This is a genomic window from Paenibacillus rigui (assembly GCF_002234615.1).
Lineage (GTDB): Bacteria > Bacillota > Bacilli > Paenibacillales > NBRC-103111 > Paenibacillus_S > Paenibacillus_S rigui.
In genome coordinates this window covers 261,970-285,142 of the sequence record NZ_NMQW01000017.1, presented here as the reverse complement: position 1 = coordinate 285,142, position 23,173 = coordinate 261,970, and the positions used below count along the sequence as shown (strand labels likewise).

The 23,173-nt window shown below is 50.6% G+C and carries 21 protein-coding genes and 1 other annotated feature; of the genes, 18 read left to right on the top strand and 3 right to left on the bottom strand.

The window, feature by feature from the left end:
- The first annotated feature begins 16 nt into the window (after positions 1 to 16).
- The 7 genes from CF651_RS12525 to CF651_RS12495 all read left to right on the top strand — a co-directional run bounded on the left by CF651_RS12525 (position 17) and on the right by CF651_RS12495 (position 6,465).
- Complete coding sequence (locus CF651_RS12525; RefSeq protein WP_094015185.1) at positions 17 to 712, top strand: YggS family pyridoxal phosphate-dependent enzyme; 696 nt, start codon at positions 17 to 19, stop codon at positions 710 to 712.
- 12 nt (positions 713 to 724) lie between these two features.
- Positions 725 to 1,156, top strand: coding sequence for a cell division protein SepF (locus CF651_RS12520; RefSeq protein WP_094015184.1), 432 nt, complete (start codon positions 725 to 727; stop codon positions 1,154 to 1,156).
- 21 nt (positions 1,157 to 1,177) lie between these two features.
- Positions 1,178 to 1,444 carry a YggT family protein gene (locus CF651_RS12515; RefSeq protein ID WP_094015183.1) on the top strand — a complete coding sequence of 89 codons (267 nt, stop codon included), beginning with the start codon at positions 1,178 to 1,180 and terminating at the stop codon, positions 1,442 to 1,444.
- Positions 1,445 to 1,454: 10 nt separating this feature from the next.
- Positions 1,455 to 2,237 carry a YlmH family RNA-binding protein gene (locus tag CF651_RS12510; RefSeq protein ID WP_094015182.1) on the top strand — a complete coding sequence of 261 codons (783 nt, stop codon included), beginning with the start codon at positions 1,455 to 1,457 and terminating at the stop codon, positions 2,235 to 2,237.
- Positions 2,238 to 2,349: 112 nt separating this feature from the next.
- On the top strand, positions 2,350 to 2,829 hold the full coding sequence (locus CF651_RS12505) for a DivIVA domain-containing protein (protein ID WP_094015181.1): 480 nt from the start codon (positions 2,350 to 2,352) through the stop codon (positions 2,827 to 2,829).
- Between the two features lie 100 nt (positions 2,830 to 2,929).
- Positions 2,930 to 3,191: a binding site (T-box leader), on the top strand.
- 90 nt (positions 3,192 to 3,281) lie between these two features.
- Entirely contained in the window at positions 3,282 to 6,050 is a 2,769-nt protein-coding gene (ileS, locus tag CF651_RS12500; protein WP_094015180.1) for an isoleucine--tRNA ligase, read from the top strand.
- A gap of 85 nt (positions 6,051 to 6,135) precedes the next feature.
- Positions 6,136 to 6,465, top strand: a complete 330-nt coding sequence (locus CF651_RS12495; protein WP_094015179.1) for a DUF5665 domain-containing protein — start codon at positions 6,136 to 6,138, stop codon at positions 6,463 to 6,465.
- On the opposite strand, the gene CF651_RS12490 is transcribed toward CF651_RS12495, so the two are convergent.
- Positions 6,462 to 7,217: a TraR/DksA C4-type zinc finger protein gene (locus tag CF651_RS12490; protein ID WP_094015178.1), complete on the bottom strand. Its 756-nt coding sequence runs from the start codon at positions 7,215 to 7,217 to the stop codon at positions 6,462 to 6,464. The genes CF651_RS12495 and CF651_RS12490 overlap by 4 nt on opposite strands.
- A 107-nt stretch (positions 7,218 to 7,324) precedes the next feature.
- On the opposite strand from CF651_RS12490, the gene lspA reads away from it, so the two are divergent.
- From lspA to CF651_RS12475, 3 genes are read left to right on the top strand one after another with little or no spacing between them, the layout of a single operon-like run.
- Complete coding sequence (gene lspA / locus CF651_RS12485; RefSeq protein ID WP_094015177.1) at positions 7,325 to 7,822, top strand: signal peptidase II; 498 nt, start codon at positions 7,325 to 7,327, stop codon at positions 7,820 to 7,822.
- Entirely contained in the window at positions 7,822 to 8,769 is a 948-nt protein-coding gene (locus CF651_RS12480) for an RluA family pseudouridine synthase (protein WP_094015176.1), read from the top strand. Before lspA ends, CF651_RS12480 begins: the two co-directional genes overlap by 1 nt.
- Positions 8,770 to 8,786: 17 nt before the next feature.
- The gene (locus tag CF651_RS12475) at positions 8,787 to 9,941 is read left to right on the top strand and encodes an aminotransferase A (RefSeq protein WP_094015175.1); all 1,155 of its coding nucleotides are present in this window, start codon (positions 8,787 to 8,789) and stop codon (positions 9,939 to 9,941) included.
- Positions 9,942 to 10,052: 111 nt separating this feature from the next.
- On the opposite strand, the gene CF651_RS12470 is transcribed toward CF651_RS12475, so the two are convergent.
- Positions 10,053 to 11,219: an N-acetyldiaminopimelate deacetylase gene (locus CF651_RS12470; RefSeq protein WP_094015174.1), complete on the bottom strand. Its 1,167-nt coding sequence runs from the start codon at positions 11,217 to 11,219 to the stop codon at positions 10,053 to 10,055.
- A gap of 90 nt (positions 11,220 to 11,309) precedes the next feature.
- Positions 11,310 to 12,020 carry a 2,3,4,5-tetrahydropyridine-2,6-dicarboxylate N-acetyltransferase gene (dapD, locus tag CF651_RS12465; protein WP_094015173.1) on the bottom strand — a complete coding sequence of 237 codons (711 nt, stop codon included), beginning with the start codon at positions 12,018 to 12,020 and terminating at the stop codon, positions 11,310 to 11,312.
- 408 nt (positions 12,021 to 12,428) lie between these two features.
- On the opposite strand from dapD, the gene pyrR reads away from it, so the two are divergent.
- The 8 genes from pyrR (at position 12,429) to CF651_RS12425 (ending at position 22,965) form a co-directional block, all read left to right on the top strand.
- Entirely contained in the window at positions 12,429 to 12,956 is a 528-nt protein-coding gene (gene pyrR / locus CF651_RS12460) for a bifunctional pyr operon transcriptional regulator/uracil phosphoribosyltransferase PyrR (RefSeq protein ID WP_245855876.1), read from the top strand.
- Positions 12,953 to 13,864 (top strand): aspartate carbamoyltransferase catalytic subunit, encoded by a 912-nt coding sequence (locus tag CF651_RS12455; protein ID WP_094015171.1) that lies wholly within the window; start codon positions 12,953 to 12,955, stop codon positions 13,862 to 13,864. Before pyrR ends, CF651_RS12455 begins: the two co-directional genes overlap by 4 nt.
- 50 nt (positions 13,865 to 13,914) lie before the next feature.
- Positions 13,915 to 15,204, top strand: coding sequence for a dihydroorotase (locus CF651_RS12450; protein ID WP_094015170.1), 1,290 nt, complete (start codon positions 13,915 to 13,917; stop codon positions 15,202 to 15,204).
- A 93-nt stretch (positions 15,205 to 15,297) separates the two neighbouring features.
- Complete coding sequence (locus tag CF651_RS12445) at positions 15,298 to 16,479, top strand: carbamoyl phosphate synthase small subunit (protein ID WP_094015169.1); 1,182 nt, start codon at positions 15,298 to 15,300, stop codon at positions 16,477 to 16,479.
- The gene (carB, locus tag CF651_RS12440) at positions 16,466 to 19,678 is read left to right on the top strand and encodes a carbamoyl-phosphate synthase large subunit (protein ID WP_094015168.1); all 3,213 of its coding nucleotides are present in this window, start codon (positions 16,466 to 16,468) and stop codon (positions 19,676 to 19,678) included. The genes CF651_RS12445 and carB overlap by 14 nt, the downstream gene beginning before the upstream one ends.
- A gap of 114 nt (positions 19,679 to 19,792) precedes the next feature.
- Entirely contained in the window at positions 19,793 to 20,530 is a 738-nt protein-coding gene (pyrF, locus tag CF651_RS12435; RefSeq protein ID WP_179232786.1) for an orotidine-5'-phosphate decarboxylase, read from the top strand.
- A gap of 42 nt (positions 20,531 to 20,572) precedes the next feature.
- Positions 20,573 to 21,229 (top strand): orotate phosphoribosyltransferase, encoded by a 657-nt coding sequence (gene pyrE / locus CF651_RS12430; protein WP_094015167.1) that lies wholly within the window; start codon positions 20,573 to 20,575, stop codon positions 21,227 to 21,229.
- Between the two features lie 314 nt (positions 21,230 to 21,543).
- Complete coding sequence (locus CF651_RS12425; protein WP_094015166.1) at positions 21,544 to 22,965, top strand: PstS family phosphate ABC transporter substrate-binding protein; 1,422 nt, start codon at positions 21,544 to 21,546, stop codon at positions 22,963 to 22,965.
- Positions 22,966 to 23,173: the final 208 nt, after the last annotated feature.

Here is a 23,173-nt window from a genome sequence, read left to right as displayed (position 1 = left end):
AGAGGTGAATTACGTAATGCAGCTTTCGCAAACGATACCATATGTTGAGGACATCATTCATAAAGCTTGTGCCCGCTCGGGGAGAAATCGTGACGAGGTTCAGGTCATTGCCGTGACCAAATACGTTTCAACCGAGACAACGGGCGAGGTGCTGAAGCAAGGATTGCTTCATATTGGGGAAAATCGCTGGCAGGATGCGCAGGTCAAATGGAATGCATACGGTGAGCAAGGACTTGGAATATGGCATTTTATCGGGCATTTGCAAACGAATAAGGTCAAGGATGTCGTAGGGAGGTTTGCCTACATTCATTCATTGGACAGGCTATCACTAGCCAAGGAAATCGATAAAAAGGCGGCTTCCTTGGGAATCACAGCCCAATGCTTCATTCAATTGAACGTTTCAGGCGAAGAAACAAAGTACGGCATGGCCCCCGAGATGCTGATGGGATTCGTCGAGGAGCTGAAGGCGTTTGAGCATATCCGTATTGTCGGACTCATGACCATGGCCCCATACGAAGCGGAGCCCGAATCAACCCGTCCAGTGTTCCGGCGTCTTCGTGAGCTAAGGGACGAGCTGAACCGGGAAGGACGACTCGGTTACGAAGTGCCCCATCTGTCGATGGGGATGTCAAATGACTTTGAAATCGCAATTGAAGAGGGCGCTACCTGGATTCGTCTGGGTTCGATTCTCGTCGGCAAAGACAACCTTTAAGGAGGAGAGGGCATGGGCGTGATGAACAAATTCATGAACTTCTTGGGATTGCAAGAGGAAGAAGAAGTTGTTGAGCGGGAAAGAGTCGTGGAACAAGTTGAAGAACATGAAACCAATACCGCAGAACAACGTAGGAATAAAGGTAACATTGTCAGTATACATTCACAGAAAAATGTCCGGGTGGTGCTTCTGGAGCCGAAATCCTATGAAGATACGCAAGAAATCGCCGACCATCTTCGCTCCCGCAGGCCGGTCGTAGTGAATTTGCATTTGGTTCGTTCAGACCAAGCCACACGGATTGTAGATTTTCTGAGCGGAACGGTCTATGCGCTCAACGGTTCCATTTCCAAAATTGGACCTAACATTTTCTTGTGCACACCGGATACCGTTGAAATTCATGGCTCCATCTCGGAAATACTGAATCATGATGTATACTCACAATAATCTTATATCGAGGTGAACAGCTTGTACAATATTGACGGTTACATTTACACGCTTATTGAAATCTATACATACATGCTGATCGCGTATGTGCTGCTTTCCTGGCTGCCAAGCGCAAGGAACAGCTTCATCGGTGAGATGCTCGGCAAGCTGTGTGAGCCGTATTTATCCGTATTTCGACGCTTTATTCCGCCGATTGGCGGCATGATTGATATTTCACCGATCGTGGCGTTGATTGCACTTCGCTTTATTGGCGAAGGGATTCGTGCGATCATTCACTTTTTTGTTTAGGTGACGGGTTGTGAGCGTAGATAATATTTATTCCCATTTTCATCCGGATGAGCATCGTTTCGTGGATAAAGCGGCTGAATGGGTGGAAAAAGCAGAGCAGCATATGGTCAAGCTGACGGATTTTCTGGATCCGCGGCAGCAATTTATTTTATCGTCCTTAGTGAATCGAAGCTCGGATGTGCAGGTAAGATTCGAGGGCGGACATGAGCAGGCAGAACGGAAAAGAGCGCTCGTAGCCCCGGATTATCGTGTGCTTGAGGATGAGAAGATGGGCATTAGTCTGATTGCCGTTTCTTCCCTCGACGACAAGCTTAAAGAGCTCGATCACAGCGATTATATGGGTTCGATCCTGGCGCTAGGTATGAAGAGGGAGAAGATTGGCGATATTCACGTCTCTGCGACGGGCTGCCACTTCCTGGTAGCCGAGGAAGTCGCCGATTACATGAGGCTGAATCTTCAACAGGTCCATCGGGTACACGTGCAGACGGAGCTGCTGCCGCTGGATCGGCTGCAAGCAGCTGTAACGAAACTGGAGGAAGTGGGCTTGTCTGTAGCCTCCCTGCGGCTGGACGGAATCGTCAGCGATGTGTATCATCTGAGCCGCGCCAAAATCTTAACTCCGATCAAAGCTGGACGATGCAAAGTGAACTGGAAGCAGGAAGAAGACCCCAGCAAGCAGCTGAAAGCAGGAGACGTCGTTTCCCTGCAGGGCTTCGGCCGCTTCAAAATACTTGAAGTCGAAGGCGTCACAAAAAAAGGCAGGTTTCGTGTTAAAATCGGCAAATATGCATGAATGCCGATTTTTTTTATGAATGTATGCAGGAAAATGCAGCCTCTTGTCGAATATAGCTATACGCATCGGACGGAAAAGATGATAGTTTGCCCAATATTCAGGAGGTGCCGCAATGGCTTTAACACCGTTGGATATACATAACAAAGAGTTTGGCCGCTCGTTCCGCGGCTATGACGAAGACGAAGTCAACGAATTTTTGGATCAGGTCATTAAAGATTACGAAGCGCTCATTCGCGAGAACAAGGATTTGCAAAATCAGCTGTTGGCTATTCAAGAGCGCCTCGATCATTTTTCTAATATCGAGGAAACATTGAGCAAGACAATCATTGTTGCCCAGGAAGCAGCGGATGAAGTGAAATCCAATTCGAAGAAAGAGGCGCAATTGATCATCAAGGAAGCGGAGAAGAACGCGGACCGGATTATCAACGAGTCTTTGGCTAAATCGCGCAAAATCGCCGTAGAGATCGAGGAATTGAAGAAACAGGCGTCCATTTATCGGACACGCTTCCGTACTTTGCTGGAAGCCCAGCTGGAGCTGCTCAGCAAGGAAGATTGGAGCTCCCTGGAGCGGATGGAAATCGAGCAGGCCTAACAGCTGCAGGTGGGCATGGGTGCCGGTCTCGTATGTTGACGACGAACGGCATTTTCGCTATACTCCTGTATATGCTGCCTTGTACAAGGCAATCATGATAAGGAAAGCGTTGACTGGGAAGAGTAATTCACATTAGCGATGACAAGCGATTCGGGAAGTGGTGTGAGCCCGATCTTTGCGGTGAACGAAAATCACCCATGAGCATTCTCTTGAATTCATAGTAAAGAGTATCGGCTGATCCCGTTATCGATCGATGAGCGAAGACTGTTGAGCTGTCAAATGAATAAACGTCGTTATTTACGCAGTTTATTTGTGGCAGTGGTCTTAATCAGGGTGGTACCGCGAGACTTCTCGTCCCTATATAGGGATGAGAGGTTTTTTTGTTTTATTAGAGGATTAAAGAAGCCTCCGTTTTCAAGGGGCTGTGTCAATTTTTGAAGGAGCTGAGAAGCATGGACTATGGAAAAACTTTAAATCTGCTGCAGACGGAATTCCCGATGCGCGGCAATCTGCCTCAAGCAGAGCCGAAAATGCAAGAGCGCTGGAATGAGATGGATATCTATAAGAAGGTACAGGCAAGCCGTCAAGGAAAGCCGAAATTTATTTTGCATGACGGACCTCCTTACGCCAACGGGGATATTCATATCGGTCACGCAATGAATAAAATTTTGAAGGATATCATTGTTCGCTTTAAAACGATGCAGGGCTTCGATGCGCCTTATGTTCCGGGATGGGACACGCATGGTTTGCCGATCGAGCAAGCCATCGCCAATGGAGGAAAAGTAGACCGCAAAAAGATGAGCGTCTCCGAATTCCGCGAGTATTGTAAAGAATATGCGCTTCAATGGGTTGAGCGGCAAAAAGGCCAATTCAAACGGTTAGCTGTACGAGGCGATTGGGATAACCCTTACATTACTTTGCAGCCCAAATATGAGGCGCAGCAAATCCGTGTCTTTGGTGAGATGGTGAACAAAGGCTATATTTATAAAGGGCTGAAGCCGGTTTATTGGTCTCCTTCGTCGGAGAGTGCGCTCGCGGAAGCGGAAATCGAATATCAAGATAAACAATCGACTTCAATTTACGTTGCATTTCAAGTGAAAGATGGAAAAGGCAAGCTGCCGGAAGATGCGGCTATCGTCATTTGGACGACGACACCATGGACATTGCCTGCGAACCTGGGCATTAGCTTGCATCCGGATTTTGATTATGCACTTGTTCAGGCAAACGGTAAAAAATATGTGCTGGCACAAGGGCTGCTGGAAGCTGCCTCCAAGGAGATCGGCTGGACGGATGCGCAAGTTCTTTCCCAAATCAAAGGAAGTGAGCTTGAAGGCGTACTCTGCCAGCATCCGTTCTACGATCGGACGTCCCTTGTTATGGTAGGGGAGCATGTAACTCTGGATGCAGGAACGGGATGCGTTCATACGGCACCGGGCCACGGCGAGGACGACTTTGTCATCGGGCAGCGATATAACCTGGGCGTACTTTGTCCTGTAGATGATCAAGGTCATTTTACCTCGGAAGCGCCTGGCTTTGAGGGCATGTTCTATGAAAAAGGAAATAAAATCATTGTCGATATGCTGAAGGAATCCGGACATTTGCTGCATTCGAACACGATTCAGCATCAATATCCTCATGACTGGCGTACGAAGAAGCCGGTTATTTTCAGAGCGACGGAGCAATGGTTCGCTTCCGTGGACAAATTCCGTCAAGAGATGCTTGAGGAAATCAAGCGGATTAACTGGACGCCAAATTGGGGCGAAATCCGACTGCACAACATGATCGCAGACCGCGGTGATTGGTGTATTTCGCGTCAGCGGGTGTGGGGTGTACCGATTCCGATTTTTTACTGCCGCAGCTGTAACGAGCCGGTTGTCAACAAGGAGACGATTGAGCATGTGGCTCAAATCTTCGAGCAGGAAGGCTCAAACGCTTGGTTCCAGAAGGAAGAAAAAGATTTGCTTCCATCCGGCACGGTTTGTCCGAAGTGCGGCCATGATCATTTCCGCAAGGAAACGGATATTATGGATGTCTGGTTTGACTCTGGTTCCAGTCATGTAGCCGTACTGGAAACACGCGATGAGCTGCAATGGCCTGCGGACTTGTATTTGGAAGGCTCTGACCAGTATCGCGGCTGGTATAACTCTTCTTTGATTACAGGCGTAGCCGTTAAAGGACAAGCGCCGTATAAAGGCATACTGAGCCATGGCTTTACATTGGACGGGGAAGGCCGGAAAATGTCCAAGTCTTTGGGGAATACGGTTGACCCGAATCAGGTTTGCGACAAGCTGGGTGCCGATATTTTGCGATTGTGGGTATCGTCCGTTGACTATCAGCAGGATGTGCGGATCTCTGATAACATTTTGAACCAGATTACTGAGGTGTACCGAAAAATTCGCAATACGCTTCGTTTCTTGCTTGGAAATTTGTCTGATTTCAATCCAGCTGCAGATCGTGTGCCTGTGGAGCAAATGAATGAATTAGACCGTTTTGCAATGATCCGCCTGAATCGGATGATGGAGCGCGTCATTAAGGCTTACGATGCGTATGAGTTCCATGTGGTGTACCAATCGGTTCACCATTTCTGCGCGGTCGAGATGAGCGCTTTCTACCTTGATATTATTAAAGACCGTCTGTATGCCAGCGCACCGGACGACAAGCAGCGTAAAGCCGCACAAACCGTATTATACGAGGCGTTAACGGCAATAACTAAATTGATTGCTCCTGTTCTGCCGCACACAAGTGATGAAGTGTGGAAGTATATTCCGGGTGTGGAGCTGGAAAGCGTACAACTGAGTGAGCTTCCTCTGGCCGATACCTCCTTGTTTAACGAAACCATCGAGAACAACTGGGAGCAATTCATCGCTTTGCGTGATGATGTTCTTAAAGCGTTGGAAGAGGCGCGGAAAAATAAAACAATCGGCAACTCACTAGGTGCCGCTGTCCATTTGTATCCGGATGCCGAAGCATTCAAGCTGCTTTCGGGCTTTGAACAGCTGGATCAACTCTTGATCGTATCCAATGTTGAAGTTCATGAACCGGGTACTGAGCTTCCGGAAGAAGCGCATGCGAACAAAGGACTCGCTATTCAGGTTCGCATAGCGGAAGGAGATAAATGCGAGCGCTGCTGGATTGTAACGCCGGAAGTAGGTCATGACGCTGATCATCCGACACTTTGCAAACGTTGCTCACAGGTGATCAAGCTTACGGCTCGGGTATAAGAAAATAACGGGTGTGCCCGGCTGCTGAATCTGGATTTCAAAAGCCGGGCTGCCCGTTAAGTTTATAAGTTGCGGGGGAAGCGGAATGGTTGAACAAAACAACAATTTGACCGAGACGGATACAAAGCTTTTAGATAAAGTCAATAAGCAGCTGATCCAGATAGCCAACCAAATGGAACGGACTCAAATTGCCGATTATGTTCAACTGCTGAACAGCCCCAGGAGATTGATATGGCTCAACATTTTGGCGGGGCTGTCCAGGGGCGTAGGAATCGCTATCGGTTTTACCGTATTTGCGACCACCATTCTTTACTTTCTGAAAGCGCTGGGGGCTCTGAACCTGCCGATTATAGGAGACTATATCGCCGAAATCGTGAAGCATGTTCAATTCCAGCTTGAAGGAAGAACTTACTAGCTGTAAGAGTTCTCGTCATATAACGGGTCTTCTTCCAGCAGGCTTTCTCCTTCACCGCTATGCATGTAGTCGCGATAAGCCTTGTTTCGGACAACGGTCACATGCTGGCCGTACATATCTGTCGCAAGAAAGCTCTCGAATGATTCGACATATCCGACGTGCTCGTCTGCTTCAATCTCGATATCATCGTAGTCGCGCGATACATTCGGATTTTCCGCCATGGCGGGGGAATTGGAGGTACCCCAGCTTTCAACGATTTGCCAGGCGTCTTCTCCATCAAATTCGGTTTGATCGTTTTTTTCATCCAGACTGGAGCGTCCGAATGGACGGGCTAGCAGCTTTTCCTCAACGGGTCTTCGCTCTGAGGCATGGGGATCGGGAACATGCTCAATACAGTATAATGTAGTAGGTATCGCCTCGAGCCGCTCATAGGAAATAGGGACCCCGCACGTATCACAAAAGCCATACCGGCCATTTTCGATGCGTTGAAGGGCTTCGTTGACATCGGTCAAATGGCGTTCGCGGTTTTCGTTCAATGCAATATCTTTGCTGCGCTCGAACATTTCCGTTCCGAGATCGGCAGGGTGGTTGTCATTTGTAGACAGCTCCCCGGTTTGAAATCGCAAGGACTCGTCAAGGCCAAAATGATCATTGTCTTCAAGCTTCGTTTGCAGCCACTGCTGTTCTTCCTGCAGCTTGCTCTTTAAATACTGCAGCTGTTGCGGGCTGATGGATTGCGTTTGATTTGCCATGGGAGAGACCTCCTTGTAAAATCACGATGCTCCTATTTTTTACGGTAACTGCGTTTTTTAGCTAGGAAAATCCTTGTATCACAGGAAGCGAATAAGGAGATGAAACCTTGATATATTACATTTATGCATTGATTGTGCTGCTTTTGGACCAAGCTTCCAAATGGCTGATTGTGAATCGGCTTTTGTTAGGGGAATCGCGATCCGTGATCGGGGAGTTTTTTCAAATTACCTCGCATCGGAATCGCGGAGCGGCATTCGGCATTTTACAAAACCAACGTTGGTTTTTCATTATCATTACATTAGCCGTAGCCGTAGCAATTATCTGGTATTTGCAAAAAACGATTAAGGAAGGGCGTAAGCTTCTGCCTTTTGCCTTAAGCTTGCTGCTGGGCGGAGCCTTAGGGAACTTTATAGATCGCGCCTTGTTCGGGGAAGTCGTCGATTTCCTGCAATTCCGGTTTCAGTTTAACTGGTTCGGGACGCCTGTGGATTATACGTTCGCAATTTTCAACTTGGCCGACTCGGCTATTTGTATCGGGGTTGCTTTGATTTTCATCGATTCGTTAATCAGCTGGAGAAAAGAAAAGAGGGACTTGCAATCGTGATGCCGGCAGCAGAAACAGAAGGAATGGATAACCGCAAGGAATGGACGGCTGAGGCGGAGGACCGTGGGGAGAGAATAGATAAATTCATAACGGATTCGCTGGAAGAAGACGTATCCCGGACGCAGGTTCAGCAGTGGATCAAGGATGGCCATTTGCAGGTGAACGGGTCATCGGTCAAAGCCAATTACAAGCTGGCGGAAGGGGATCAGCTGGTGCTGAGCATCCCGGACCCTGAAGAGCTGGATTTGGCACCAGAGGATATCCCTCTTGAGGTCGTTTATGAGGATTCGGACGTCATTGTGGTCAATAAGCCGCGGGGGCTTGTGGTGCATCCGGCGCCAGGACACTACAGCGGTACCTTGGTCAATGCGCTGTTGTATCATTGCAAGGATTTATCCGGTATTAATGGAGTCATGCGTCCGGGGATCGTACATCGGATCGATAAGGATACCTCAGGCTTGCTGATGGCTGCCAAAAACGACCTGGCTCACGTTTCGCTCGCGGCGCAGCTGAAGGAACACAGCGTAAACCGCAAATACATCGCTGTTGTCCACGGCAATGTGGCGCACGATCACGGGACGATTGACGCCCCGATCGGACGGGATCCGAAGGACCGGAAGCTGTATACGGTCACAGAGCGCAACAGCAAGCATGCAATGACCCATTTTGTGGTGCTGGAGCGCTTCGGCGATTATACCTTGATGGAGCTGAAGCTGGAAACAGGCCGCACGCATCAAATTCGCGTTCACATGAAATTTATCGGTCATCCGCTCGTAGGAGACCCGGCTTACGGACCTTCGCGCAGCAGAGATATCGCCATGGAAGGGCAAGCACTGCATGCTGCTGTGCTAGGCTTCGTCCATCCGCGTACCGGGGAGCACCTGCAATTTGAGGCGGAGCTGCCGGACGATATGCGGAAGCTGCTTCATGTGCTAAAAAATCGATAAGGACGGGACGGATTTCCATGGAACATTTGATCAATCCCAAAGTAAAAGATATTCAAATCTCAGGGATTCGTAAAATATCGAACCTTGTCAGTACTTATAAAGATGCTTTGACCTTGACCATCGGTCAGCCGGACTTTCCGACGCCGCAGCATATTATGGATGCAGGCAAAGCGGCTATCGATGCGCATAAAACAACGTACACCCCGAACCCCGGGCTGCTGGAGCTTCGACAAGCGGCGGCAGCGTACGTATCCGGTAAATACGGTCTTACATACCGTCCGGAAACCGAGATTATTGTTACCGCCGGAGCCAGCCAAGCGCTGGATATTACGCTGAGAACGATCCTTGAAGAAGGGGCGGAGGTCCTCCTGCCCGGGCCTATTTATCCGGGATACGAACCGTTGGTTCGCTTGTGTGGAGGGATTCCCGTTTATGTGGACACACGGCACAACGGATTCAAGCTGACAGCAGAGCTGCTGGAGCCGCATATTACGGAAAAGACACGCTGCATTATTCTGTGCTATCCGTCCAACCCGACAGGGAGAGTGTTGAGCTCACAGGAGCTGGCAGACATCGCGGCACTCCTGGCGGACAAATCTATTTTCGTCATATCCGATGAAATTTATAGTGAACTTATTTATGATCAATCCCATACCTCGATTGCAAAGTATGATGGAATGCGCGAGAAGACGATTGTGATCAATGGCTTGTCCAAATCCCATTCGATGACCGGATGGAGAATCGGGTTTACCTTTGCTCCGGAATCGATCTCCCAGCACATGGTCAAGGTGCATCAGTACAATGTCACCTGCGCAAGCTCGGTGAGCCAATATGCGGCTCTTGAAGCGCTGACGAACGGTGTGGACGATGCTTTACCCATGAAAGAGGCTTATGTTGCCCGCAGAGATTTCGTTTATGACCGGTTGGTGCACATGGGATTTGAGCTTGAGAAACCGGAGGGTGCGTTCTACCTGTTCCCGTCCATAGAACGCTTTAAGCTGTCATCGATGGACTTCACGATGAAGCTTTTGGAAGAACAACGCGTGGCGGTTGTACCTGGGGATGCTTTCTCCAGCTTTGGGGAAGGCTACATCCGGATTTCTTATGCCTACAGCATGGAGGTTCTGGAAAAAGCGATGGAACGGCTGGCCGCTTTTGTCAGCAAGCTATAGTAGACGAAAAAGCTCCTACCCTTTGCAGTTTAAAGGGTAGGAGCTTTTTGTGTTCTTTTGAATTCCGCCCGTGAAGAGGCAAGCATCAGACGATCCCGCAGGTAACCGTGCTTATACGGATGTACCGGATTTCCAGGAAATATAATCACTGATCATGGTAATAGCCAGGTCAATAGCATCTTCCTGAGGCTCGATTTTGGCATGATGCAGACCATAGGGCGTATCAACGCCCAGCCAGAACATGAAGCCGGGGATTTGCTCCAGAAAATACCCGAAGTCTTCTCCTGTCATCGCTTCCGTACATTCGATCAGCTGAACGGAGCCGTTGGCTTGAACCCAATTCATAAACTCGCGGGTCGTTTCTTCATGATTGAACACCTGTCTATAGTTAGCTCCGTAGTCAATGTCCACCGTACAGTTAAACCCGGCTTCAATACCCGCTGTCAGAGACTCAATCCGCGATTTGACAAGGGTCATCGTTTCGGCTGACAGCGTCCGGATCGTTCCCTCCAGCCGGGCCTTCTCGGCAATAATGTTTTGTTTTGTCCCGCCGTCGATTTTACCGATAGTAATGACAGCCGAATCCAATGGATTGACATTGCGGGAGATAATCGTTTGAAGCTGACCGACCAACTGGCAGGCTGTGATGACCATATCGTTGGCATGATGAGGAAATGCGGCGTGACCGCCTTTTCCCGTCAAGTCGATGAACAGCTCAGATGTATTGGCAAATAAAATACCGGGCTTCGTTGCAATGGTTCCAACCGGATATTCCGGCGCGATATGCAGCGCCACAATTTGATCGGGCATCCAGTCCTGCAGCTCGGGTGCTTCCAGCATGGGCTTGGCACCGCCAGGCCCCTCCTCTGCTGGCTGAAAAATAAAGGTGATATCGTCGCGTATCGGATGTTGAACGAAATGGGTCAGCACGCCAAGCCCGATGGACATATGTACGTCGTGACCGCAAGCATGCATATATCCCGGATGAGTAGACCGGAATTCATAGCTTGTCTCTTCATTGATCGGCAATCCGTCCATATCCGCACGGTAGCCGAAGCGCCGAGTAGGCGCGGTTCCCTTAACGTGGACGAAAATACCTGTCCGCCAGGTGCGGACTTCGACACGGTCCTGCGGAAGCGAAGCGATATAGTTCAGCAAATACTGCTGGGTTTTGAATTCGGCGAAGCCGGGCTCAGGAATCTGGTGAAGCTCTCTGCGGATAGCGACAAAAGGGCTGGGGGAAGCCCCTGCCTGTGTAGAGCGCGTTGAAACTGTCATCGTGAAAACATCCTCCTTTCAATGGACAAGGATCCTACCTACTGAGAAGAGGCCCGGCGATGATCGCCGAGCCCCGTTCAGCACATCACCTTACAGGGTGCGCAGGTCTTGCAAAATTTCCGTTTTGGACTTTGTTTTGGCATCAACGGTTTTGATGACGCGTGCAGGAGCGCCTGCAACGACCGAATTTTCAGGAACATCTACGGTAACAACCGCACCTGCCGCTACAACGGAGCCTTTACCGATGCGTACGCCTTCGAGGATAACCGCGTTGGCACCTACAAGCACGTCGTCTTCGATAACAACCGGCTGAGCGGAAGGAGGCTCGATAACGCCGGCGACAACGGAGCCTGCACCGATATGGCACATAGCGCCGATCTTAGCGCGGCCGCCTACTACTACATTCATATCGATCATCGTACCGGCACCGATGGAAGCGCCGATGTTGATGGAAGCGCCCATCATGATGATGGCGTTGTCACCGATAGCTACTTTATCGCGGATGATAGCGCCCGGCTCGATGCGAGCATTGATGTTTTTCAAGTCTAATGTAGGAATTGCGGAATTACGACGGTCGTTTTCAACCACGTAATCTTCGATTTTGGAAGAGTTTGCGTCCAAAATTGCTTTTACGTCAGTCCATTCGCCGAACAAAACGCCGCTTTTTCCGGATACGAAGGATTGGATGCTTGTACCGAAATCGATCGATTCCAAGTCACCCTTCACATATACTTTCACTGGGGTTTTCTTTGTACTGTTCTTAATAAATGCAATAACTTCTTCTGTGTTCATTTCCAACATGGGTTATATACAACTCCTTATGTAAAATTACGCGTGCCTCGTTGCATCCGGACACCACGAAAACATTCTCTCTCTTTATAGCACAAAAGCCTTGTTCTAGCAATGTTGGAGGCGACAATGCTCGACAGTACTCTTGACATCGATTGTCGAACATGGCATAATACTCGTAACTGAATAGCGCCTTTAAAAACAGTCCCGAGAGGCTGGCAAGGTGAACGAATGGAAAGAACGGATTCTTTGGATAGGTCGAAGTCTATAGCTGTAGACGGAGAGCTCCAGGGGGATACCCTTCTGTCTGTATGTCCGCAAACCTTGCCCTCTGGCAAGGTTTTTTGTTTGTCCCATTACTGGAGCAGGAGGTCGAAGACCTTGGTGCAGGAAACAGAAAAAGAGCACGAGCACGTGCTGATGGATGAAACGGGCATGCGGCGTGCATTGACCCGGATAGCGCATGAAATTTTGGAAAAAAACAAGGGCTTTGAAAATTGCATGCTGATCGGTGTGCGTACGCGAGGCATCTACCTTGCAAGAAGGATTGCCGAACGGATCATGGAAATTGAAAATGTTCCGGTGCCAATTGGCGAAATCGATGTGACCCGGTACCGGGACGACAGGTCGGGCAGGCCAGAGCATACGAAGGAAGATGCCGCACCGGCTATGGACATTCATAATAAGAAGCTGATTTTATTCGATGATGTGCTGTACACGGGGAGAACGGTCAGGGCTGCAATGGATGCTTTGATGGACCTGGGACGTCCGCAAATGATACAGCTGGGCGTTCTGGTTGACAGGGGGCACCGGGAGCTGCCGATCCGTCCGGATTATATAGGTAAGAACATACCGACCTCGCGACTCGAAAGCATCGAAGTTCTGCTGCAGGAAGTCGATGGCATGGATCAAGTCGTTATAACCCAACAAAGGAGGCAAAACGGATGACAACATCATTGAAAGCTGCATCTGAGAAACATTTGTTAGGCACCAAAGGGATGAGCGCACAGGAAATTACGTCAATACTAGATCGGGCCGCTTATTGGGAACAATACCCCGTAAAGCTGTCCAATCATTTGCAGGGCCGTTTTGTGGCCAATATGTTTTTTGAGAACAGCACGCGGACGAGGTTTTCGTTTGAGGTGGCTGAGAAGCGGCTGGGTGCAGAGGTACTGAATTTTGCCGCAGCCGCATCCAGTGTGGCGAAGGGCGAATCCATCTACGACACGGTCAAAACGTTGGAGTCGATGGGGATCGACGCCGGAGTCATCCGGATGAAACCGAACGGCCTGCTGGAGGAGCTCGCGCAAAATATTCGCGTACCGTTGATTAACGCAGGCGATGGCAACAATGAGCATCCGACGCAGGCGCTGCTGGATTTGTACACGATGCGCAAGCATTTCGGCCACTTGCAGGGCCTGAACGTATCGATCATCGGCGACATTTTACATAGCCGCGTCGCACGATCGAACCTGTGGGCGCTGCAGGCGATGGGGGCGAAGGTAAGCTTCTGCGCACCGGAAAGCATGCAGGCGCCGGAGCTCGCCGCGCACGCGCCTTACATCGCGATGGAGGAGGCTGTGAAGGCCGACGTCGTGATGATGCTGCGAGTGCAGCTGGAGCGGCACGAGGGCGGGTTGTTCGAGTCCACGGAGGAATACCGTGAGGCGTATGGCTTGACTGAGGAGCGGGCAGGCCGGATGGCGCCGCACGCGATCATCATGCACCCGGCGCCGGTCAACCGCAACGTGGAAATCGACGACGCGCTGGTAGAATGCGAGAAGTCCAAAATATTCACGCAAATGAGTCACGGCGTACCGATCCGCATGGCGGTCATTGAGCGGGCGTTGAGCTAAGCGATAGGGTTAACAACAACTTTTAAATATAGAACGTGCAGGAGGCTGTCATGGGAATTTGGATACTGGACGCACAAGTGGTTGCTGAGGGCAACCAGCTGACGAAGCAGCATATTTTGATTGAAGGCAATGTGATTGAGAAGATCATCGATGCAGGCACAGGCGTGCAGCCGGATACGGCGGGCCACACGGTTGTCCGTGCAGAAGGCAAGCTCGTGACCCCGGGTCTGATCGATATGCACGTGCATTTGCGTGAGCCGGGCTTCGAGCACAAGGAAACGATCGCGAGCGGTACCCGCTCAGCGGCACGCGGAGGGTTTACGACCATCGCCTGCATGCCGAACACGCGTCCGGTTATCGATACGGTAGAGACGGTGAAATACGTGCTGGACAAGGCTGCTTCGGAAGGCATCGTGCGCGTTCTGCCTTACGGATGTATCACCAAGAACGAGCTCGGTCGCGAGCTGACGGATTTTGACGCGCTGAAGGAAGCGGGTGTCATTGGCTACACAGACGATGGTGTAGGCGTACAGAGTGCGCAGATGATGAAAGATGCGATGGCGAAGGCAGCCTCGATCGGCCTTCCGATTATCGCGCACTGCGAAGATAACACATTGGTAGAAGGCGCATGGGTAAGCGAGGGAGCGTTCTCCAAGAAGCACGGACTGAAAGCTATTCCGAATGAATCGGAAGCGATCCATGTCGGACGCGATTGTCTGCTGGCTGAAGCAACAGGGGTACATTACCATGTGTGCCACGTGAGCACTGAGCAATCGGTTCGCCTGATTCGCCACGCGAAGCAATTCGGCATTAAAGTAACTGCCGAGGTGTGCCCGCACCATTTAATCCTGTCGGATGAAGACATTCCGGGCATGGACGCGAACTGGAAAATGAATCCCCCGCTGCGTACGCCGAGAGACGTACAAGCATGCATCGAAGGCTTGCTGGACGGTACGATCGACATTATCGTAACGGACCACGCTCCGCACAGCGCCGAAGAGAAGGCGCGCGGCGTAGACCTGGCGCCATTCGGCATCGTCGGTTTCGAAACGGCGTTCCCGCTGTTGTACACGAAGTTCGTAGCGACCGGACAATGGACGCTGCAGTTCCTGGTAGAGAAAATGACGTCCCTGCCGGCTCAAGTATTCGGATTGCCATACGGCAAGTTGGAAGTGGGTAAGGAAGCAGATATAACAATTATTGATCTGGAGACAGAAAAAGAAGTGGATCCGAAGGATTTTCTGTCCAAAGGTACGAATACGCCGTTCATCGGCTGGAGTCTGAAAGGCTGGCCTACAACAACCATCGTTGGCGGTAAGGTCGTTTGGTCGGAAGCCTGATCGGGAATCGATCGGACGAAGCCTGAGTCATAGGTTAGACAAGGTAGAAACAGCATCACCAAGGGGAAGTTAACTGATAAGGAGTTGAAATCGATGCAGGCAAGATTGTTATTGGAAGACGGTACATTGTTTACCGGAAAAGCATTCGGTAGTGAAGGTGAATCGACGGGGGAAGTCGTTTTTAATACAGGAATTACAGGTTATCAGGAGGTTCTATCCGATCCGTCCTACTGCGGACAAATCGTGACAATGACTTACCCGCTGATCGGGAACTACGGGATTACACGGGATGACTTTGAATCGGTGCGTCCATTTATTCACGGGTTCGTGGTTCGCCGTCTTGAAGAAGTGCCAAGCAACTGGAGAGCGGAGTATTCGCTGGACAGCCTGCTGAAAGAGTACGGCATCATCGGCATTAGTGAGATCGATACCCGGATGCTGACTCGCCGTATTCGTCATCATGGCGTTATGAAGGGGCTGCTGACAACATCCAACAAGCCGGTAGCTGAGCTGCTGGAGCAGCTGAAAGCAAACCCGCTGATGACCGATCAAGTATCCCGTGTATCGACGAAGAGCGTATTCAGCGTACCGGGTACGAAAGAGCGCATCGTGCTGGTGGACTTCGGCTCCAAAAGCGGTATCCTGCATGATTTGACCAAACGCGGCTGCAACGTGGTAGTCGTTCCGCAAGACACGACGGCAGAGCAAATCCGCCGCTTGGCTCCGGACGGGATTATGCTGTCCAACGGCCCTGGGGATCCGAAGGATGTTCCGCACGCAGCCAAAATGATTTCCGAGCTGCTGGGCGAATTCCCGATCTTCGGTATTTGCTTGGGTCACCAGCTGCTGGCACTTGCTTGTGGCGCCGATACGGAGAAGCTGCCATTCGGTCACCGCGGAGGAAACCACCCGGTCAAAGATTTGATCAGCAATCGCTGCTATATCACTTCCCAGAACCATGGCTACACTGTAAAAGAAGATTCCATCGCCAATACGGAGCTGGAAGTCACTCATATCAATAACAACGATAAAACCGTTGAGGGCTTGAGACATAAGAAATATCCGGCGTTTTCGGTACAGTACCATCCGGAAGCGGCACCTGGACCATTTGACTCGAGTTACCTGTTCGATGACTTTATCGAATCAATCCGCAAATTCAAGCAGGATAACCCGCGTCTTCCAAAACAAGCGCAGCTATCCGCCGCTTCCAAGCTAGCCGGCCAATCCGGTGCCGCTGATGCATCGAAGGGAGAACTTCACTATGCCAAAAAATAATAGCCTCAAAAAAATATTAGTTATCGGGTCCGGTCCAATCGTCATCGGGCAAGCCGCTGAGTTCGACTATGCAGGAACCCAAGCGTGTCAAGCTTTGAAAGAAGAAGGCATGGAGGTTGTACTGATCAACAGCAACCCGGCCACCATCATGACCGATACGAACATGGCGGATAAAGTATACATCGAGCCGATTACACTGGAATTCGTTACCCAAATCATTCGCCAGGAGCGTCCTGACGGATTGCTGCCGACCTTAGGCGGGCAAACGGGCTTGAATATGGCCGTTGAGCTTGCACGCGCAGGCGTACTGGAACGTGAAAATGTGAAGCTGCTCGGCACACAGCTGACAGCTATCGAGAAAGCGGAAGACCGCGACTTGTTCCGCGATCTGATGAGAGAGCTGGAACAGCCGGTTCCGGACAGTACGATTGTTACAACCGTTCAAGAAGCGGTAGACTTCGCAAACGAAATCGGCTACCCGATCATCGTTCGTCCGGCGTACACTTTGGGCGGTACAGGCGGGGGGATTTGTGCTAACGAAGAAGAACTTCTGGAAACTGTTGCTTCCGGTATCCGTTACAGTCCGATTGGCCAATGCTTGATCGAGAAAAGCATTGCCGGCATGAAAGAAGTCGAGTACGAGGTTATGCGTGACGCGAACGACAACTGTATCGTCGTGTGTAACATGGAAAACTTTGACCCGGTTGGCGTACATACGGGCGACAGTATCGTCGTTGCGCCTAGCCAAACGCTGTCGGACCGCGAGTACCAAATGCTGCGTTCCGCATCGTTGAAAATTATTCGCGCCTTGAACATCGAAGGCGGATGTAACGTACAATTCGCGCTGGATCCGTTCAGCTTCCAATACTATGTTATCGAGGTAAACCCTCGTGTAAGCCGTTCCTCCGCGCTGGCTTCCAAAGCGACCGGTTATCCGATTGCCAAAATGGCTGCCAAAATCGCGATCGGCTATACGCTGGACGAAATTATCAACCCGGTTACGGGTCAAACTTATGCATGCTTTGAGCCAACGCTGGATTATATCGTATCGAAAATTCCACGCTGGCCGTTCGATAAATTTACGGCGGCTAACCGTAAGCTGGGGACTCAAATGAAAGCTACGGGCGAAGTTATGGCCATTGGCCGTACCTTTGAGGAATCGATTCACAAAGCGATTCGTTCCCTGGAAATCGGCGTTCACCGTTTGTTCCTGAAAGAAACGGATCTGCTGGATAAAGAGACGCTTGAAGCGCGTCTGGTGAAGCCGGATGACGAACGCATGTTCCTTATTGCGGAAGCTTACCGCCGCGGCTACACTTTGCAGCAAATTCAGGATCTGACCAAGATTGACTGGTGGTTCCTGCATAAGCTCGAAGGCATGATTCAATTCGAGGAAGAGCTGAAACAGCCTGAGCTGACTCAAGAGCTTCTGTTTGAGGCGAAGCGCAAAGGGTTCACGGACCGGGCGATTGCCGAAATCCGTGCGAATGCGAACACAGGCCTGAACTTTACGAATGAAGCCGACATTCGCGCTTACCGGATCAGCTTGAACCTGAAGCCGGTATACAAAATGGTTGATACATGTGCGGCTGAGTTTGAAGCGACGACACCTTACTACTACTCAACGTACGAGCAAGAGGACGAAGTCAAAGAAACGTCGAAGCAAAAGGTTGTCGTACTGGGCTCCGGTCCGATTCGTATCGGTCAAGGGATCGAGTTTGACTACTCGACAGTACACGCAGTTTGGGCGATCCAAGCGGCAGGCTACGAGGCGGTTATTATCAACAACAACCCGGAAACGGTATCGACGGACTTCAACACCTCGGACAGATTGTACTTCGAGCCTTTGTTCTTCGAGGATGTTATGAACGTCATCGAGCGCGAGAAGCCCATCGGCGTTATCGTTCAATTCGGCGGTCAAACGGCGATCAACCTGGCTGCGCCGCTGGCTAAAGCCGGAGTTCGCATCCTGGGTACGGATCTTGAAAATATCGATGCGGCGGAAGACCGTAAAAAATTCGAAGCGCTGCTTCGCGGCCTGGATATTGCACAGCCTCCGGGTGGCACAGTCACTTCCGTTGACCAAGCTGTCGGCATGGCTGCCAACTTCGGTTATCCGGTGCTTGTCCGTCCTTCCTACGTCCTGGGCGGCCGCGCGATGGAAATCGTTTATTCCGATGAAGAGCTTCTGAGCTACATGGAATATGCGGTGAAAATCAATCCGGAGCATCCGGTACTGATCGACCGTTACATGCTGGGGAAAGAAGTGGAAGTTGACGCGATCTGCGATAAAGAAACAGTCTTAATCCCAGGAATTATGGAGCACGTGGAAAGAGCGGGCGTACACTCCGGTGACTCCATCGCCGTATATCCGCCGCAAACGATCTCTGACGACATCAAACAGCAAATCATCGACATCACGACGAAGATTGCTCGCGGACTTCAAGTAATTGGCTTAGTGAACATCCAGTTCGTTATTTTCCAGGAGCAAGCTTATGTTATCGAGGTAAACCCTCGTTCGTCCAGAACAGTGCCGTTCTTGAGTAAAGTAACCAAAATCCCTATGGCCAACGTTGCTACGCGTATCATTATGGGTGAGAAGCTGGCGGATATGGGTTACGAAACGGGCTTGTGGCCTGAAGATAACTACGTATCGGTGAAAGTGCCTGTATTCTCCTTCGCTAAGCTGCGCCGTGTGGATACAACGCTCGGACCTGAAATGAAATCGACCGGTGAGGTTATGGGCCGCGATGAGAACTTTGCCAAAGCATTGTACAAAGGCTTGATCGGTTCCGGTATGAAAATCCCGCCAACCGGTTCCATTATCGCAACGGTTGCGGATAAAGATAAAGATGAAGCGATTGAAATTTTGACCGGCTTCTACAAGCTGGGCTACAAAATCGTGGCTACCGGCGGTACCGCGAAAGCATTGGAAGAAGCGGGACTTGTTGTAACTCATGTGAACAAGCTGAGCGAAGGCTCACCGAATATTCTTGACCTGATCCGCAATGGTGAAGCGCACTTCGTGGTCAATACGTTGACCAAAGGCAAAACGCCTGAGCGAGATGGCTTCCGGATTCGCCGGGAAGCGGTAGAGAACGGTATCGTATGTATGACATCCTTGGATACGGTAAGAGCGCTTTGGCATATGCTTGAGGCGATCAACTTCCAATCCAGACCGATGCCTGCTTTTAACTAATATAAGAATTACAAACAAGATTAGCACAGCAGCCTGTGAGCACATAGGAAGCTGTGCTAATCCCTTGATTAGGCGGGTTCGCTTGTACAACGGGTAGAGGAGGCGGTATTTTTCATGACGAAGATAACGAACGTAGCAGAGCGAATCATGGTGGCTCTGGATTATGCGGAAGCGAACGAAGCCCGTCAGCTGGTAGAGGCACTAAAGGGCATCCCGTGCTACATGAAGGTAGGGATGCAGTTGTTCTACAGCGCAGGCCCGCAGTTCGTGCTCAGCCTGAAGGAACAGGGATATAAAGTATTTCTGGATGTGAAGATGCACGATATCCCGAATACGGTCAAGGGCGGCTCCGAGAGCGTCACCCGGCTTGGTGTGGATATGTTCAACGTCCATGCGGCCGGCGGCAAGCAGATGATGGAGTATGCGATGGAGGGCGTAGACAAAGCGTTGAATGGATCAACGAACGCAGTGAAGCCGATCGTGATCGCCGTGACCCAATTGACGAGCACCAGCCAGACGGTGATGAATGAGGAAATCGGTCTCGCAGGAACGGTGGAGGAGGCAGTTCTTCGCTATGCACGTTTGGCGCAAGCGGCAGGTCTGAATGGCGTAGTTGCTTCGCCTCTGGAAGTAACGCGAATCAAGGAAGCGTGCGGCAGCGGCTTCGTCACTGTGACTCCGGGGATTCGTCCGGCAGGGGCGGCAATTGGCGATCAGTCGCGCGTCATGACGCCTCCTGAGGCTTTTGCTCAAGGAACCGACTACGTGGTTATCGGACGTCCGATAACAGGCGCAGCGGACCCTAGAGCGGCCTTGGAAGCGATCATTGCATCGGTGCAAGAAGTAAACTAAACCTAAATGATAATATTGGAACCGGAAAGGGAGATTAAACCCATGTCAACCAAAACGATTGTAACGAATCCTCAGCTGGCAGAGCAAGTGGCAGCGGCATTACTCCATATTCAGGCGGTTGCGCTTCGTCCGAATCAGCCATTTACTTGGACATCCGGACTCAAGTCGCCTATTTACTGCGATAATCGGATTACCATTTCGTATCCGGAGGTTCGTGAGCTGATTGCTGACGGACTGGTTGCTTTGATTCGTGAAAACTTCCCCGATGCGGAAGTGATCGCAGGAGCCGCAACAGGCGGTATTCCTCATGCGGCATGGGTTGCGCAGAAACTGAACCTGCCGATGGTGTATGTTCGCGACAAGGCCAAAGGCCACGGCAAAGAGAATCTGATCGAGGGCTACATCCAACCAGGGCAAAAAACAGTCGTTATCGAAGACCTGATCTCTACCGGCGGCAGCTCCTTGAAGGTAGCATTGGCTGTAAATGATGCAGGAGCCCAAGCCCTTGGAGTACTCGGCATTTTCTCCTATCAATTCGAGAAAGCGTCCGAAGCGTTTGCTGGTGCAGGCATTCCATTTGAAACGCTGACGAATTACTCGATTCTGATTGACGTAGCCTTGAAGCAGGGCAGCATTCAGCAGGCTGATCTGGAGGCGCTCAAGGCTTGGCGCTTGAACCCTAGCGAATTCGGTAAATAATTTGTACAAGCTTTGATAGATATAAAAGAAAGCTCTGAGTGACAAACACGAAGCCACGAAAAACGGGCGGAGTGGACGGAATCGTTCTGTAGAAGCGTAAACGCCCGGATTTTGGCCGCTATTAGCGGGTTGAAATTAATAAACCCGGGGGACAACAGCGACCGGAAGAATGATCCGTCCATGCAGCCGTAACTTTTTCAGTGGCCTCGACAAACGCTCGGGGCTTTTTTGTGTTTATACTTGCTAAGCTGTGGTAAAATACCATAAGGTGGAAATTTTGGCGGGGAGCAGAGAGGAGAGACCGAGTGAGTCAAATGGAAACAGAGCGACCGGGCAGGTCCAAAGCTATGGAAGGCCTTATAGCGGTTGTTTGGGGGATAGCTTTTATTATCGTCTATTTTTTATTCAACATTTTCTGGGGGCAAACGATAGCTTCCAAAACAGGGCTGCTTCTCCATCTCGAATGGAGCGATTTGACGCTGGCCTTTGCGGCCGCCATTTATGTGTGCCTCGTGGGCCTGCTGTTTTATTTGTATGGCCTGTTGTTTAGTGAAAAGGTTGCAGGCAGGGGGATGCAGCTGCTCACCGTGCTGCCATTGGTGCTGCTGGGGAGTCTGATCTGGCTTTTAACATATCGGAGTCTCAGCGGAGCCACGTCGAATTTGAATGATATGCCTTGGATGTTTTTTACTTTGTTTGCATTTTGGCTTGTACCGATTGTTGATTATTTGAAATTTTACATAACTGATAGCACATATTTGAAAGCTGCGGGTTTGCTGCTATCCCTTCTGCCGAGTACAGCCGCATGGCTGGGAATGATCAGGATGACGGGACTGCAGGGAGAGCGCAGGCTTCTCAGAGGTCTGCTGCCAGGGACAGCGGTTCCAGCGATGCTTCTGGCTTTGCTGTTCGGCAGTATGCTGCTCCCCCATCAGGCACCCTTTACATTGAAAACACTGCCGGTGCTTGACGGGGCCACAGCGGCCATTCCCTTCGGGAACATTGCCGTTCATGAGCTGACCGGTGTGAACAAGCCTTATGCCGCCAACGCGGTGCGGTTCAATACAACGCACAATGCTTATGTGAATTTAATCGAGAAAAGAGCGGATCTTATCTTTGTTGCCGGTCCCTCGGATGAAGAGACAGCGCTTGCAGCATCGAAGGGGGTGAAATTAAAGCTGACCCCGATCGGAAAGGATGCGTTTATCTTTTTGGTTCACCGCGAAAACCCGGTATCGAATGTAACGGTAGCCCAGCTTCAAGCAATTTATTCGGGTCAATTGACGAACTGGAAGGAGATTGGCGGAGCCGATAGCAGGATCGTTGCTTTTCAACGGGAGAAAAACTCGGGCAGCCAAACCTTTATGGAGCAAAAAATTATGAAGGGCCTGCCTTTCGCCGAACCCCCAAAGGAGAGAAAGGCCGGAGGTATGGGCGGATTGATCGAGGCGGTCGCCGATTACCATAATGCGGACAACGCGCTGGGCTACTCTTTTTATTATTATGCAAGTGAGATGAACAGGCGGGAGGAGGTCAAATTCCTTGCCGTTGAAGGGGTGGAGCCAAATAAGGATAACATCCGCTCCAAAACATATCCTTTCACTGCGGAGCTATTCGCGGTCACACGTGAGGACGAGCCTGAGAATAGTGCGGCCAATCGCATGGTTGCGTGGATATTAAGTGAAGAAGGCCGTCAGGCTGTTGAAGCCGGGGGATATGTGACGGCAACCCATTAAAACGACGCACGTTCCCATGAGAAAGGGGCTAGAGTACGGGGTGCTGGAGGCTCAATTGTCCATTATGGCTCAAATGAATGAAGAAGTGCGTTACAGTCGGATTTTTTCAGTTAGAAGGAAGCTTTCATACTGATGGAGGAGCGGAGCGGCCATGGTGGAGGAAGCTTACAAGCTTACGCGGAGCTATGGTCAACATCGTCGTATGAAA

Bases quoted from the DNA above. Each gene is read 5' to 3' on its own strand.
- CF651_RS12480 (WP_094015176.1), top strand. From the start codon at position 7,822: ATGCCGGCAGCAGAAACAGAAGGAATGGATAACCGCAAGGAATGGACG.
- CF651_RS12470 (WP_094015174.1), bottom strand. From the start codon at position 11,219: ATGACAGTTTCAACGCGCTCTACACAGGCAGGGGCTTCCCCCAGCCCT.
- CF651_RS12425 (WP_094015166.1), top strand. From the start codon at position 21,544: ATGGAAACAGAGCGACCGGGCAGGTCCAAAGCTATGGAAGGCCTTATA.
- pyrF (WP_179232786.1), top strand. From the start codon at position 19,793: ATGACGAAGATAACGAACGTAGCAGAGCGAATCATGGTGGCTCTGGAT.
- CF651_RS12525 (WP_094015185.1), top strand. From the start codon at position 17: ATGCAGCTTTCGCAAACGATACCATATGTTGAGGACATCATTCATAAA.
- CF651_RS12490 (WP_094015178.1), bottom strand. From the start codon at position 7,217: ATGGCAAATCAAACGCAATCCATCAGCCCGCAACAGCTGCAGTATTTA.
- CF651_RS12450 (WP_094015170.1), top strand. From the start codon at position 13,915: ATGGGAATTTGGATACTGGACGCACAAGTGGTTGCTGAGGGCAACCAG.
- CF651_RS12445 (WP_094015169.1), top strand. From the start codon at position 15,298: ATGCAGGCAAGATTGTTATTGGAAGACGGTACATTGTTTACCGGAAAA.
- ileS (WP_094015180.1), top strand. From the start codon at position 3,282: ATGGACTATGGAAAAACTTTAAATCTGCTGCAGACGGAATTCCCGATG.
- CF651_RS12505 (WP_094015181.1), top strand. From the start codon at position 2,350: ATGGCTTTAACACCGTTGGATATACATAACAAAGAGTTTGGCCGCTCG.
- CF651_RS12520 (WP_094015184.1), top strand. From the start codon at position 725: ATGGGCGTGATGAACAAATTCATGAACTTCTTGGGATTGCAAGAGGAA.
- CF651_RS12455 (WP_094015171.1), top strand. From the start codon at position 12,953: ATGACAACATCATTGAAAGCTGCATCTGAGAAACATTTGTTAGGCACC.
- pyrR (WP_245855876.1), top strand. From the start codon at position 12,429: ATGGATGAAACGGGCATGCGGCGTGCATTGACCCGGATAGCGCATGAA.
- CF651_RS12475 (WP_094015175.1), top strand. From the start codon at position 8,787: ATGGAACATTTGATCAATCCCAAAGTAAAAGATATTCAAATCTCAGGG.
- CF651_RS12495 (WP_094015179.1), top strand. From the start codon at position 6,136: ATGGTTGAACAAAACAACAATTTGACCGAGACGGATACAAAGCTTTTA.
- carB (WP_094015168.1), top strand. From the start codon at position 16,466: ATGCCAAAAAATAATAGCCTCAAAAAAATATTAGTTATCGGGTCCGGT.
- pyrE (WP_094015167.1), top strand. From the start codon at position 20,573: ATGTCAACCAAAACGATTGTAACGAATCCTCAGCTGGCAGAGCAAGTG.
- dapD (WP_094015173.1), bottom strand. From the start codon at position 12,020: ATGTTGGAAATGAACACAGAAGAAGTTATTGCATTTATTAAGAACAGT.